The following is a 12,443-nucleotide window of genomic DNA, read 5'->3' on the forward strand; positions in this document are numbered from 1 at the left end:
GGCGGTGGTTCTGCGCCCGGGGTACGGGAACGCGCCCCCACGGCCCCGTCTCGGGCGGCGCGTTCCCGTACCCCGGGCGCAGAACCACCGCCCGTGCCGGTCACGACGCCACCCGGATTCTCCTCCCCGCCGGAACCGGTGTGCCGACCGGGGTCTCCTGACCCGCCACGGTCGAGGAACCCCAGCCGACTCAGCCAAATCCGGCCAACCGCGACGTCTCCGGCACCCCGGGATCACGCGGGCGCGCACGGCACTTCGACGTCACAGCTGCGACCGCCAGACCGGTCCGACGGGCCGTCCTCCCGTGAACCGGTCTCGCAGAGTGTGCCCAACTCTAGAGACGCCCGCTTCCGATCCGCTTTCAGCTCGCTTACGGGAGGTCCGGGGGCTCCGAGCGCACCCCCGAGGGGAAATTCGTCACCACCCGTCGGCAGTCTGCCCCTTCTGGATCGTCGCACGCCTTTCCGACGTGTCCCGAACTGGCCGCCGCTGACCGAGATCACTGGTTACCTCTACACTTCCCACGTGGCACATCACGCGCCGGACCACGATGTGAGCCCCGGGGACCTCCTCCCCCGGAGCCCGGCCGCCCGTGCCGCGCTGGCGTCGGCGTTCGCCGTCGTGGTCGCCGCTCTACTGCTCGCCCTGTGGCGCACCGGCGGGTTCGCGCCCGTGCCGGAGGCCCCGCCCGGGCCCGCGGACGCCCCCGTGCGCAACGACCTGTTCACACTCGAGGTGCACGGCGCGTCCATCGTGACCGCGGAGGGCTTGACCGGCACCTCGGAGTGGATCGAGGTGCGCGCGGAACTCACCTCCCATGACCGCTCCCCGGTGCCGGCCCACACGCTCGCCGACATGGTCCGGCCCACCGTGCTACCCGGTGGCGTCGACGTGGAGACCAGCGGGCTCCAGATCACCCGGGAACGCGACCCCGACTACCCCGCCGGCTATGTGCAGCCGGAGATGACCGAGACGTTCCTGCTGCGCTGGCCGGTCCCGGAGCGCCTCGCCTCGGTCGCCGACGTCGAGCGGCTGCGACTGGTCGTCCTCGGTGCCGAGTTCACGCCCGGCTTCCTCGACCAGAGCTCCGCCTGGCGGTCGACGGAGGACCGGGTGGCCGACATCGCCCTCCCCGTGGAGCGGGGCTAGCCCCGTGGCGAGCCCGCTCCTGCGCCGCGCCGCGACCGCCCTGGCCAGCCTGCTGCTGCTCGGCGGCATCGTCGCCGCGCACGCGATGCGGCCCGCCTTCGAGGACGCCACTGCCCCCATCGGCCACCGGGGGTCCGCCCACGAACCGGTGGACGCTCGGCGGTTCACCATCGAGGTGGAGAAGGTGGAGTTCGCGCACGCGGTCTCCGACGGCGACGCCCTCGGGGCGGGGCCGCGGCTGACCGCCGATCCGGGCAACCGCGCCATCTGGGTGGTGGTCTGGGCGACGATGACCGCGACCGACGCGAGCCTCACCGTCCCCGACCCGGTCCTGCTGGAGACCGGGAGCGGCTACTCCTACGCCGCATCCGACCGGCTGTCCAACGCCCTGAACGCGTTCGGCACCCGCCTGGACCCGGGCATCCCCCGCCACGGCGCCTTCGCCTTCGAGGTTCCGCGCGAGCGGCTGACCGATCCGACGCTGACCGTCTCGGCGCGCGAGGGCCTGGACGACCGGCTGTCGGCGAGCGCCGAGGTCGGGCTCGGTCTCGACGCCGACCGGATCGAGCGGCTGGTCGACGCCGCTGCCGACTCGCTCGCGATCGAGCCCGTCACCTACCGATAGGGGGCCGCCGGATGGACCGACCCGAACCCGCGCAGCCGCCTCCCGCCGGACCGCCGGCCTTCCTGCCGCCCGAGCCGCCGTCCGCGGCCGGGGACACCACCGGAAGCGCCGCCGGGAGCACGGCCGGGGGCCCGGACGGCACCGCGCCGCCGCCCCGGACCCGCCGGTGGCTGCGCGACCGGATCCCTGTCGCCCTCGCCCTGCTGGTCCTGGTGCCGGCGGCGACGGCGGTGCCGTGGTGGCTGGAGCGCCGCGCCCTCCTGGAGCAGGGCACGATGCCGCCGTCCGCCGTCGTGGCCGACGGCCCCAGCGCCGACCTCGCCGGCAGCCAGTGGCAGTTCCGGGGTGCCGTCACGGGAGCGACCGGCGGCGAGGATCCGCCGCCCGGCACCGAGCTGGTCGACGCGGTGTTCATCGTGACGCCGGGCGACGCCCGTGCCAGCCGGCTGCTGCTGAACTCCTGCGAGATCCGCGCCGTCGACGACGCGGGGCGCACCTGGGACCAGACCTCCGAGTTCTCCCTGCGGCAGCTGCCCGAGGAGGTCGGGACGACGACGTTCGGCTGCGGCGACGCCGACGGCGAGGCGGTACCCGCGGACACCGGGCAGGGGCTGGTGGCGACCTTCCTCGTTCCCGAGGACGCGGTGGCCGGCCTGGGGTTCGAGGTCCGGGTGGACACGTCCGAGGCGGCGCGGGCCCCGCGCCCGGCGGCCGTCCTCTTCCGCGACTAGGGCGGATCGGCGGTCGGCGGCTGGCCGGCTCCCCGGCGTCCGCCCCGGTCAGGCGGACGGCGCGCCGGCGCCGGCGCGCTCCGGCGGCCCGGGCACCGCGCGACGGGCGCGCCGTCCCACGCTGTGCTGGCCGAGCCGGCGCAGGGTGACCTCGAACGTGGCCGCGAGCAGGCAGACCCGCAGGATCTCGTGCAGGGCGCTCACCGCGAAGTCGATCGGCCCGAGCCACTGCCACCACCACGCCAGGAACTCGTGCGGCCCCACCAGCCGGTAGACCCCGCGCTCCAGCCACGCGAAGCCCAGCTCCAGCACCCCGTAGTACAGGCAGAACGACAGGTAGAACACCGGGCTGACCCGGAGGATGAACCGGAACGCGTTGAGGAACGGCGTGTACTTCTCCCGCAGGTCCCGTCCCGCGAACCGTCCGACACCCCGCACCAGCTCCGGCAGCCGGGCCGCCGCCCGCCGAACCCGCTCGGCACGCCCGCCCCTGCGGAACAGCGCCTCGGCCCGGTCGATCTCGGCACCGAACACGACCGCGACGATGGTGAGCCACAGCAGCGGCTCGACAAGACCCTCCTTGAGGTGCGGCCACAACTCTCCCGCGCCCCGCACGACCGCCGCGAACCCGGAGTCCAGCGGCAGCGAGGTGGCCGCGGCCAGCCAGCCCAGCGCGTCCTCCCCCGCACCGCGCATCTCCGCGACCACCACCCGGTCGCCCACCCAGGCCGCGGCGTCGCCCGTCAGCTGGGAGACGGAGAAGACCGCGAAGAACATCCAGTTGGCCTCGAAGAGCGCGGTCAGCACGCCCAGCCACACGTTGCGGGAGCGTGCGTACAGCTTCTCCAGGAGCACCCGGCCGGCCAGGGAGGCCAGCGCGACGGCCATGGGCAGCCCCATGGCATCGACGTCGGTGAGCCCCTCGAAGCCGAGGATCCCGTGGGTGTTGCCGACCGTGATGCTGTACTCGCGGAACTCCTCCACGAACAGGCCCCAGGCGCTGTAGAAGAGCAGGAACGGGAGGATCGCCATCGCGACGGCGTCCACCACGCGGCGCTCCCGCTCCGCGAACCCGCCTGGCGCGTTCGCCCGCCGCCGCGGCGGGAGCAGCTCGGCGTCGAGGGTGGGCAGCGCCGGACGCAGCAGGTGGAACATCAGGATGGTGGTGGTGAGCGTCACCAGGATGGACACGCTCAACCCGGCGAGTGCGGCCACCCTGTCGACCCCGTTCAGCCACACCATGAGCCGGATGAGCAGCTCGTGCAGCAGGGTGCCCGCGGCATAGACGCACAGCAGGACCGCCCCGTGCCGCCGTGCCAGATCGAGGGCGTACACCGGGACCAGCAGGGCGGACGTCGCCACTCTGTCCATCGTCGGGCCAGCTTAGCGCCGCCCCCTCCGGGCGCCAGAGGCCCGATGCCGGTCTGGCCGGGGAAGGCCGCACTTGGCAATCTTGTTGTCGCGGGACGGGACACCCGAGAACGCGGACGGCACCGGGGCGCGAGGGCGCCGCGGAGCCGCGAGCGGGAAAGGAGAGCCGGTGAGCGAAGGTGACGGCAACGGGTGGGTGTTCCTGCCGGACGGGTCGCGCCGGTGGGGCCGGTACGGCGCGTCGGGGCTACTGCTGCACGCGGCCGGCCCCTCGGGCGGGCATGTGCTGCTCCAGCACCGGGTGTGGTGGAGCCACCAGGGCGACACATGGGGCATGCCGGGCGGCGCCCGTGACAGCGGCGAGACGTCGGTGCAGGCCGCCCTGCGGGAGTTCGGCGAGGAGGTCGCCGGCGAGCTCGACGGGTACACGCTGAACGCCGTCCACCGGATCGACCACGCGGTGTGGAGCTACGACACCGTGCTGGCCCGGCTGCCCGAGCGGCGGCCGTTCGCCCCGGGAAACGAGGAGAGCACCGCCATCCGCTGGGTCGCGCTGGAGGAGGTCGCCTCGCTGCCGCTGCTCCCGGCTTTCGGAGCCGTGTGGCCGCTGCTGCGCGCCGCCCTGGCCGAGCGCCTGGTCCTGGTCGTCGACGCCACCGGGTCGAACACGCATGCACCGAACGGCCCGGACGGAGCGGCCGGGGACGCCGCGACGGCCGCGGGCGCCCGGCGGCTGCGGGACGACCTCGCGGCGCTCGCCGCCGTGGGGCTGACGGGCGCCGAACTGCCGGCCGGGGCGGTCGGGCCGACGCTGCACCAGTGGTTCCCGGCCGTCCGCCTGGTGGTGCCGGCCACGGCGGGGGCCGGCGCCCTCCGCCCGGTCGGGGAGGCGGCCCGGGGCCCCGGGGTGGAGGTCGTCCCTGCCGTGGGGGGACCGGCCGCGACCGTGCTGGAACTGCTCGCCCGGCGCTGCCCGGGCGATCGGGTGCTCGTCGTCGCCGACGATCCCGAGGTGGCCGGCCGCGCGGCGGCGGCCGGTGCGGACGTCGCGCCGCTGTCCTGGCTGCCGCGCCGCGCGGCGTAGTCCCGCTGGGGGTGGGCCGGCCGGTCGCTACGCCAGCAGTTCCCCGCGCGTGACCGTCACCGCGGCGCCGCCGATCCGGACCCGGCCCGGCGGGTCCGTGGGCAGGTCCAGCCACAGCCGGCCGGTTCGCGCGGAGCACTGCACCGCCTCGAACGCGCGCCGGCCGAGCCGCTCGGCCCAGTACGGCGCCAGGACGGTGTGCGCGCTGCCGGTGACCGGGTCCTCGGGGACGCCCGCGTTGGGGGCGAAGAACCGCGAGGCGAAGGCGTGCGCGGCGCCGGCCGACGCGGCGGCGGTAACGATGACCCCACGCTCGGCGAACGCCCCCAGACCGGGGATGTCCGGCGTCAGCCCGCGCAGCACGGACTCGCCGGCCACCTCGACCAGCAGGTCACCGGTCCCGCCGAGCGCGGTGCGGACCGGCTGGGTGCCCAGGACGCGTTCCAGTCCTTCGGGGACGTCCGTGGCCACGGGTGCGTGGGCGGGGAAGTCCATCCAGAGCAGTCCGTCCTGGCGCCGCACGGTGAGGACGCCGCTGTGCAGCGTGCGGAACCGGATCGGTCCGGCCGGATCCGCCAGCCACTTCGCCCCCTCCTCGAACAGCGCGTGCGCGGCGGCCAGAGTGGCGTGGCCGCACAGCGACACCTCGGTGACCGGAGTGAACCAGCGCAGCTCATAGTGGGCGCCCGGGTCGTCGGCCGGACGCAGGAACGCGGTCTCCGAGAGGTTGAACTCGGCGGCCACCCGCTGCGCCCACGCGGGGTCGTATCCGCCGTCGAGCACCAGGACGGCGGCCGGGTTGCCCGCGAAGGGCCGGTCGGTGAAGGCGTCCACCACGCGAAAGCTCGGCATGCCCGTCACCATAACGAGCGGCCGGGCACCGAACGGTGCACCGGATCGTTGTCGGGGCGGGGGTCCACGAGGGCCCGAAGGAGAACAGTGCGGCCGCGAGAAGTGCCGGACGGCAGGGTCAGGGGTAAGTCAGGGGTGCGCCCTGATGCACGGTGGACGGCGGCCCGGGCATGCTGGCACGGTCGGCGCGGATCCGGCCACGCTGGCACGCTCACGAGTTGAGGAGCAGACATGACGCTTGAGCGCGGCAACGCATTCACCCCCGTCGCCTCGGCGACGATGATCTGGCCGTGGGGCACGGCAACGGCCGCGGGTGCCGTGCTGGGGGCCGTCGATTTCCTGTTCAGCCTGAACCAGGGGCTGGGCGCCATCCCCGACGCGCTCGGCACCGCGATCCTCGCCTTCGCCCTCGTCGGCGGCGGCGTCGCGCTGCTCGGCCGCAAGGGCGACCGCCGCGCCCGCCGTTACGCGGGCCAGTACCCGTGGCGGTTCGCGATGGTGCCGGCGGCTCTGGGCGGAGCGGGGAGCGCGCTGCTCACCTTCATCGGCGGCGTGCTCGGCGGTTCCCTCGTCGGCGCGCTGTTCGGCGCGGTCCTCTCCGGTGTCGCGGCGGCCGCGGTGATCTGGGTGATCCTGGGGATCATCGGTATGGTCGCTGGTAACAAGTCTGCCTGACCCGCGCGCGCCGGACCGCGGCCGCCGCCCCGAACACGGAGATCGCCAAGGCCGTATGTCAACTCAAGCTCGGTCGACCGAGGCTCGCCAGAAGATGATCGAGCGGGTCCGCGGGCTCCTCCGCATGGCGGAGGACCCCGCGGTCACCGACGCCGAGAGCCAGGCGTTCACCGCGAAGGCCGCCGAGCTCATGACCCGGCACGCCATCGCGGAGGCCGAGGCCCGCGCCCAGCGGGGAGAGGCTGCGGAGTCCGTCACCCGGCTGGACTTCCCGGTCTCCGGCGTCGGCGGGCACGGCAAGGCCCGGGTCAAGGCGCTGGCCGCCATCGCCTCCGCCTACGGCTGCCAGTCGGCGGTGCGGGGCAATACCTCGGCCAACACCGACCGCACGCTGATCATCGTGGGCACGGTGACCGCCCTCGACTCGCTGCGGGTGCTACTGCCCTCCATCACCATGCAGATGGAGGCGTCCGCCCGCTACACCGCCCGTGAGCACGTCGCCAACCTCCGGGCGCTGCGCAACTACGACCGCTCCGCGCTGGCCACCGAGCGCAGCCGCTTCTACCGCTCGTTCGTCCGCGCCTACGGCTACGCGGTGGCCGAGCGCATCCGCGAGTTCCGGGCACGCCTGCGGGAGACCTCGGAGCAGGCCGCGACCGGCGGCGGAACCGAGGAGGCGGCCGCCCGCCGCGGCGCCGAACTCGTGCTGCGCGACGACGTCGACCGGGTGCAGGACGAGTTCCAGCGCCGGTTCCCGCAGCTGCGCCCCACCCGTCCGGAGCGCACCCACCACCGCGCCGGCTACCGCGCCGGGTACCTGCGGGGCCGCCGCGCCGAACTGGGTATGGAGACCGCGGTGGGCAAGGGCGGAACCGCGTCGCTGACGGACGCCGACTAGACCGGCTCCAGCCGCGCCCGCCCCGGACCGAACCAGCCGGGTGCTCCCTCCGGACGCTCCGACAGGTACCCAAATTTGACTGGTCCCCCTCGCGTCGTCCATTCTCGATCGGTGCTCAAACTTGGGTAACCAAGTTTGAGTCTCATTACTCCCGGACAGGTGAGGACCGCCTGCCCGGCGTGACGGAACCGAGTGAGCAGGAGGAGCCATGACGATCTTGGTGACGGGGGCGACCGGAAACGTCGGCCGCAGCGTGGTGGACCAGCTTGTGGAAGCGGGCCGGCGGGTGCGCGCCCTGACCCGCCGCCCCAAGGAGGCGGAGCTGCCCGACGTCGTCGAGGTGGTGCAGGGCAACCTCGCCCACATCGACACCCTGCCGGCCGTGTTCGACGGCGTCGAGAGCGTGTTCCTGTTCCCGACCCCGGTGCTCAACACCGCGCCGGCGGTCGTGGACGTCGCCAAGCGGGCCGGGGTCCGCCGCATCGTGCTGCTGTCCTCCAGCCGCCCCTTCGAGAGCGTCGAGCGCGCGATCGAGGAGTCCGGCCTGGAGTGGACCCACGTGCGCCCCGGCGAGTTCGCGGTGAACAAGCTGGACTACTGGGCGAAGTCCATCCGCGAGGAAGGCGTCGCACGCATGGCCTACCCGGAGGCCCGCGGCGTCCCGGTGCACGAGGCCGACATCGCCGCGGTCGCGGTGGCGGCGCTGCTCGACGACCGGCACGCGGGACGGGTCTACGACGTCACCGGCCCCGAGGCGCTCACCCAGCGCGAGCAGGTCCGGGCCATCTCCGAGGGCATCGGCAAGCCGGTCGAGTTCCAGGCCGTGTCCCCCGACGAGGCGCGGGACTACATGACCGCGCAGGGCTGGCCGCGGGAGATCGCGGACTACTACCTCGCCTACCTCGCGGAGTGGGAGGCGCAGCCGCCCAAGGCGCTGCGGACCGTGGAGGAGGTCACCGGCCGCCCGGCGCGGACGCTGGCCGAGTGGGCCGCCGACCACGCTGATTCCTTCCGCTGACCGTCCGGCGGGGCCGCGCGGCCCGGGGTCTCCGGCATGCGGAGCGCCGCCCGGGCCGCGGCCGGCACCAGGCCGTCACGCGGCGGCGCGGTGCCGGCGGTCGTCCTCGCCGAAGATCCACTCGTCCGTGGCCGCCAGCGTGAGCTCGTGCCGCAGGGCCATCTCCAGCGCGGCGTCGTCGGGCGACAGGTGCGCCACGTGCTCCAGCGCGGCCGTGAGCTCGCGCGCGGTCATGGTGCCCACCCGCTTCAGCATCCACCAGTCGGTCATCAGGTTCCCTCCCCTGGCCCGCGCCGGCACGGCGCGGCTCACCCTCCGCGGCGGCCCCGGCCCGGGCCGGCTGCCCGGACCGGGGCGACGGCCGATCCCGCCCCTCCCGCGGGTTCCGCCGTCACTGGACCCACGGAGCAGCGGCCGGAGTATGACGCGGGTTCCGGAGAAAATCCGTGATCGGCCGACCATGGCGGCCTCCGCACCGCGCCCCTGACCAGTGCGGCCGGAAACGGAGATGTCAGCGCCCGGGCTTCCCCGGTACCCTGCTCACGTGATCGACCTGCGTGCTCTACGGGAAGCGCCCGACCGCCTGCGTGCCTCACAGCGGATCCGGGGCGAAGACGAATCCGTCGTCGACCGGCTGCTCGACCTCGACTCCCGGCGCCGTGCCGCGCTGACCCGGTTCGAGTCGCTGCGGGCCGACCAGAAGAGCGTCGGCAAGTCGGTGTCCCAGGCCGCGCCCGAGGAGCGCGACGCGCTGCTGGCCCAGGCGAAGGCGCTGTCGGCCGAGGTGAAGGAGGCGGAGGCCGAGTCGGAGCGGCTGGCCGCCGACCTCGACGCGCTCCTCGCCGCGGTGCCCAACATCGTCGAGGAGGACGTCCCCGCGGGCGGTGTCGACGACTTCCGGGTGATCGAGCAGGTGGGCGCTCCCCGGGAGTTCGACTTCACCCCGCGCGACCACCTGGAGCTCGGCGAGCTGCTCGGCGCCATCGACACCGAGCGGGGCGCCAAGGTCGCCGGCGCGCGCTTCTACTTCCTCACCGGGGTCGGCGCGCAGCTGGAGCTCGCGCTGCTCAACATGGCGATGCAGCGTGCGGTGGCCAACGGGTTCGTCCCGGTGATCCCACCGGTGCTGGTGAAACCGGAGACCATGGAGGGCACCGGATTCCTCGGTGCGCACGCCGCCGAGGTGTACCGGCTCCCCGACGACGACCTCTACCTCGTGGGGACCTCGGAGGTGCCGCTGGCCGGCTTCCACGCCGGGGAGATCCTCGACGCCGCCGCCCTCCCCAACCGCTACGCCGGCTGGTCGTCGTGCTTCCGCCGCGAGGCGGGCTCCTACGGCAAGGACACCCGCGGCATCATCCGGGTGCACCAGTTCAACAAGGTGGAGATGTTCGTCTTCACCCGGCCCGAGGACGCCCACGACGAGCACCTGCGGCTGCTCGCCTGGGAGCGGGAGATGCTGGACCTGCTGGAGCTGCCCTACCGGGTGGTGGACATCGCCGGCGGCGACCTGGGGGCGAGCGCGGCCCGCAAGTACGACTGCGAGGCGTGGGTGCCGACCCAGGGGCGCTACCGCGAGCTGACCTCCACGTCCAACTGCACCGACTTCCAGGCCCGGCGGCTGAACATCCGCTACCGCGGCGCCGACGGCAGGCCCCGCTTCGCCGCCACGCTGAACGGCACGCTCGCGACCACCCGGTGGATCGTGGCGATCCTGGAGAACCACCAGCGGGCCGACGGCTCCGTGGTGGTGCCGGAGGCGCTGCGCGCGCACCTGGGCCGCGATGTGCTGGAGCCGGTGCGCCGCTGACCGCCGGCCGGTCCGGCGCGGCACGCGCGGGGCCGTCCGGCGCGGCGGGTGCCGCGCCGGACGGGCCCCGGGCCTCACAGGTAGGGGCCGGACCCGTGCGGGGGCTGCTGCCCCTGCGCGTCCTGGGGGTTGGGCATGCCGGCCGGCAGCGCCTTGCGCATGTTCTCCAGCTGGGCGCGAGCCGCCATCTGCTGGGCGAACAGGGTGGTCTGGATCCCGTGGAACAGGCCCTCCAGCCATCCGACGAGCTGGGCCTGGGCGATGCGGAGCTCGGCATCGCTGGGGGTCTCGCCCTCAGTGAAGGGCAGGGAGAGCCGCTCCAGCTCGCTGACGAGTTCGGGCGCCAGGCCGTCCTCCAGCTCCTTGATGGAACTGGCGTGGATCTCCTTCAGCCGGGCACGGCTGGCCTCGTCCAGCGGGGCGGCCTTCACCTCGTCGAGCAGCTGCCGGATCATGCTGCCGATCCGCATGACCTTCGCCGGCTGCTCCACCATCTCGGTGATGGGCCGCTCCTCCGGCTCCTGGCCCTCCCCGTCCGAGGAACCCGACGGGTGTCCGGGCGGCACGGCACCGCCAGGCCCGACGATCAGCACGTGCGGCTGCTCTTCATCGCTGTAACCGTTGCTCATGAATCTCTCACCTAGGGGCTGTCGGGGACTCGGGCCAGGTACCGCCTCCGCTGGCGGGGACGCACGGATTCACCTGGTTCACCTGGTCAGCACGATCTTTCCGATATGGGCACTCGACTCCATCACGCGGTGGGCCTCCGCCGCCTGCGGGAGTGGCATCCTGCGATCCACGATAGGCCGCACCGACCCGTTCTCGACCAGCGGCCAGACGTGCTCGGCGACCTCGGCGACGATGGCCGCCTTCTCCTCCACCGGCCGGGAGCGCAGCGTGGTGGCGTGCACGGACAGCCGCTTGACCAGCATCCGGCCGAGGTCGAGTTCCGCCGAGCGCCCGCCCATGAGCCCGATGACCGTCAGCCTGCCCCCCACGTTCAGTGAGCGCAGGTTCCGGTCGAGGTAGCTCCCGCCCATGATGTCGAGGATCACGTCGGCACCGGCGCCGCCGGTCTCCTCCCGGACCCGCTTGGCGAAGTCCTCCTGGCGGTAGTCGATGCCGACGTCGGCACCGAGCTCCAGGCAGCGCTCCAGCTTCGCGGCGCTCCCGGCGGTGGTCAGCACGCGGGCCCCGCGCGCCCGGGCCAGCTGGATGGCGAACGTGCCGATCCCGCTGCCGCCCCCGTGGACGAGGAGGGTCTCGCCGGGGCGCAGCCGGCCGACCATGAAGACCGTGGACCACACGGTGCAGGCCACCTCGGGCAGCGCTGCCGCCTCGACGGCGTCCAGACCGGCGGGCACCCGGAGCAGCTGGCCGACCGGGACGGCCACGAGCTCGGCGTAGCCGCCGCCGCTGAGCAGGGCGCACACCTCGTCGCCGACCCGCCACCCCGAGTCCTCGGTCCCGGGTCCGAGGGCGGCGATACGGCCGGCGCACTCCAGCCCGGGATACTCGGGGGCACCGGGTGGCGGAGGGTAGTTCCCCTGGCGCTGGCTGACGTCGGCCCGGTTCACGGCCGTGGCGGCCACCTCCACGAGGACCTCTCCGGTCGACGGGACGGGATCGGGGACCTCGCGCCAGCTCAGGACGTCGGGTCCCCCGGACTCGGTGATGACTGTCGCACGCATGGCAGAACGCTACCCACCCCGGCCGCCTCCGAGCCGTCCGGCGAAGGCCCGCGGCCGTCCGCGGTGCCGCACGCGACGAACGACGGCCGGGCGTCGCCCTCCGGAACGGACGCGGTGGTGCCGGCCCCGTCAACGCCGCACAACCGCCGTGCCGGTTTTCTCGAACGATAGTTTTGTCGTTGTTGACTCGGGCGGGCGGAACTCGCCACGCTGGGTGCCCGGCACGGATTCCCGCTCGTCGTCCGCCGGCCCCCGCTCGACGTCGATGGTGTCGGTTTCGTGATGCACTCCTGGAGGAGAACCGCGGTGGCACACACAGATCACGACGGTTCGGACCACGGCGGCCGACCCCCGCTGCGCGAGCACGGGGAAGGACCTGGGGACGGACCCGATCGGGCCGCCGGCGACGCCGCGCTCTCGCCGGCCGACCAGTGGTTCGGAGGGGACGTCGCGGACTTCCCGGACTTCGCGGCCGCCCCCGTCCCGCCGCCGCCCCCGTACGCGCGGCCACCCGCGCCGCCGGGCGGTGTGGCCGGCGG

General features: G+C 74.1%; 14 protein-coding genes and 1 pseudogene. 9 read left to right on the forward strand and 6 right to left on the reverse strand.

The window, feature by feature from the left end; genetic code table 11:
• Window positions 1-525 precede the first annotated feature (525 nt).
• The 3 genes from DEF28_RS22345 to DEF28_RS22355 are packed head-to-tail and all read left to right on the forward strand — an operon-like array spanning window position 526 to window position 2,505.
• Window positions 526-1,149 (forward strand): hypothetical protein, encoded by a 624-nt coding sequence (locus DEF28_RS22345; protein WP_147280222.1) that lies wholly within the window; start codon window positions 526-528, stop codon window positions 1,147-1,149.
• 4 nt (window positions 1,150-1,153) lie between these two features.
• Window positions 1,154-1,774, forward strand: coding sequence for a DUF4352 domain-containing protein (locus DEF28_RS22350; RefSeq protein WP_114399835.1), 621 nt, complete (start codon window positions 1,154-1,156; stop codon window positions 1,772-1,774).
• 11 nt (window positions 1,775-1,785) lie between these two features.
• Window positions 1,786-2,505 (forward strand): hypothetical protein, encoded by a 720-nt coding sequence (locus DEF28_RS22355; protein ID WP_114399836.1) that lies wholly within the window; start codon window positions 1,786-1,788, stop codon window positions 2,503-2,505.
• A gap of 48 nt (window positions 2,506-2,553) precedes the next feature.
• On the opposite strand, the gene DEF28_RS22360 is transcribed toward DEF28_RS22355, so the two are convergent.
• The gene (locus DEF28_RS22360; protein WP_114399837.1) at window positions 2,554-3,867 is read right to left on the reverse strand and encodes a hypothetical protein; all 1,314 of its coding nucleotides are present in this window, start codon (window positions 3,865-3,867) and stop codon (window positions 2,554-2,556) included.
• Window positions 3,868-4,045: 178 nt separating this feature from the next.
• On the opposite strand from DEF28_RS22360, the gene DEF28_RS22365 reads away from it, so the two are divergent.
• Complete coding sequence (locus DEF28_RS22365; RefSeq protein WP_114399838.1) at window positions 4,046-4,960, forward strand: NUDIX hydrolase; 915 nt, start codon at window positions 4,046-4,048, stop codon at window positions 4,958-4,960.
• A 27-nt stretch (window positions 4,961-4,987) separates the two neighbouring features.
• On the opposite strand, the gene DEF28_RS22370 is transcribed toward DEF28_RS22365, so the two are convergent.
• Window positions 4,988-5,812, reverse strand: coding sequence for a PhzF family phenazine biosynthesis protein (locus DEF28_RS22370; RefSeq protein WP_114399846.1), 825 nt, complete (start codon window positions 5,810-5,812; stop codon window positions 4,988-4,990).
• Window positions 5,813-6,043: 231 nt separating this feature from the next.
• On the opposite strand from DEF28_RS22370, the gene DEF28_RS22375 reads away from it, so the two are divergent.
• The 3 genes from DEF28_RS22375 to DEF28_RS22385 all read left to right on the forward strand — a co-directional run bounded on the left by DEF28_RS22375 (window position 6,044) and on the right by DEF28_RS22385 (window position 8,403).
• Window positions 6,044-6,487 (forward strand): hypothetical protein, encoded by a 444-nt coding sequence (locus DEF28_RS22375; protein WP_114399839.1) that lies wholly within the window; start codon window positions 6,044-6,046, stop codon window positions 6,485-6,487.
• A gap of 94 nt (window positions 6,488-6,581) precedes the next feature.
• Entirely contained in the window at window positions 6,582-7,385 is an 804-nt protein-coding gene (locus DEF28_RS22380; protein ID WP_114399840.1) for a DUF2786 domain-containing protein, read from the forward strand.
• Window positions 7,386-7,593: 208 nt separating this feature from the next.
• Window positions 7,594-8,403 (forward strand): NmrA family NAD(P)-binding protein, encoded by an 810-nt coding sequence (locus tag DEF28_RS22385; RefSeq protein WP_114399841.1) that lies wholly within the window; start codon window positions 7,594-7,596, stop codon window positions 8,401-8,403.
• Window positions 8,404-8,478: 75 nt separating this feature from the next.
• Here DEF28_RS22385 and DEF28_RS22390 read toward each other — a convergent pair whose 3' ends face one another.
• Complete coding sequence (locus DEF28_RS22390) at window positions 8,479-8,673, reverse strand: hypothetical protein (RefSeq protein WP_114399842.1); 195 nt, start codon at window positions 8,671-8,673, stop codon at window positions 8,479-8,481.
• A gap of 274 nt (window positions 8,674-8,947) precedes the next feature.
• Here DEF28_RS22390 and serS point away from each other — a divergent pair, with 274 nt between their 5' ends.
• A complete protein-coding gene (serS, locus tag DEF28_RS22395) occupies window positions 8,948-10,213 on the forward strand; it encodes a serine--tRNA ligase (RefSeq protein WP_114399843.1) in 1,266 nt (421 codons plus the stop codon).
• Window positions 10,214-10,287: 74 nt separating this feature from the next.
• Here serS and DEF28_RS22400 read toward each other — a convergent pair whose 3' ends face one another.
• From DEF28_RS22400 to DEF28_RS27685, 3 genes are all read right to left on the reverse strand, one after another.
• Entirely contained in the window at window positions 10,288-10,842 is a 555-nt protein-coding gene (locus DEF28_RS22400; protein ID WP_114399844.1) for a bacterial proteasome activator family protein, read from the reverse strand.
• Window positions 10,843-10,920: 78 nt separating this feature from the next.
• Window positions 10,921-11,904 (reverse strand): NAD(P)H-quinone oxidoreductase, encoded by a 984-nt coding sequence (locus DEF28_RS22405; protein ID WP_114399845.1) that lies wholly within the window; start codon window positions 11,902-11,904, stop codon window positions 10,921-10,923.
• Window positions 11,905-12,033: 129 nt separating this feature from the next.
• On the reverse strand, window positions 12,034-12,192 hold the full coding sequence (locus tag DEF28_RS27685) for a hypothetical protein (RefSeq protein WP_158562901.1): 159 nt from the start codon (window positions 12,190-12,192) through the stop codon (window positions 12,034-12,036).
• A gap of 18 nt (window positions 12,193-12,210) precedes the next feature.
• On the opposite strand from DEF28_RS27685, the pseudogene DEF28_RS28570 reads away from it, so the two are divergent.
• Window positions 12,211-12,443 (forward strand): annotated as a pseudogene (locus tag DEF28_RS28570) (hypothetical protein); the annotation flags it as partial.

The sequence above is a fragment of the Marinitenerispora sediminis genome, from assembly GCF_003336425.1.
In the GTDB taxonomy this organism is placed as follows: domain Bacteria; phylum Actinomycetota; class Actinomycetes; order Streptosporangiales; family Streptosporangiaceae; genus Marinitenerispora; species Marinitenerispora sediminis.

Bases quoted from the DNA above. Each gene is read 5' to 3' on its own strand.
- DEF28_RS22355 (WP_114399836.1), top strand. From the start codon at position 1,786: ATGGACCGACCCGAACCCGCGCAGCCGCCTCCCGCCGGACCGCCGGCC.
- DEF28_RS22370 (WP_114399846.1), bottom strand. From the start codon at position 5,812: ATGCCGAGCTTTCGCGTGGTGGACGCCTTCACCGACCGGCCCTTCGCG.
- DEF28_RS22375 (WP_114399839.1), top strand. From the start codon at position 6,044: ATGACGCTTGAGCGCGGCAACGCATTCACCCCCGTCGCCTCGGCGACG.
- DEF28_RS22380 (WP_114399840.1), top strand. From the start codon at position 6,582: ATGATCGAGCGGGTCCGCGGGCTCCTCCGCATGGCGGAGGACCCCGCG.
- DEF28_RS22385 (WP_114399841.1), top strand. From the start codon at position 7,594: ATGACGATCTTGGTGACGGGGGCGACCGGAAACGTCGGCCGCAGCGTG.
- DEF28_RS22390 (WP_114399842.1), bottom strand. From the start codon at position 8,673: ATGACCGACTGGTGGATGCTGAAGCGGGTGGGCACCATGACCGCGCGC.
- DEF28_RS22400 (WP_114399844.1), bottom strand. From the start codon at position 10,842: ATGAGCAACGGTTACAGCGATGAAGAGCAGCCGCACGTGCTGATCGTC.
- DEF28_RS22405 (WP_114399845.1), bottom strand. From the start codon at position 11,904: ATGCGTGCGACAGTCATCACCGAGTCCGGGGGACCCGACGTCCTGAGC.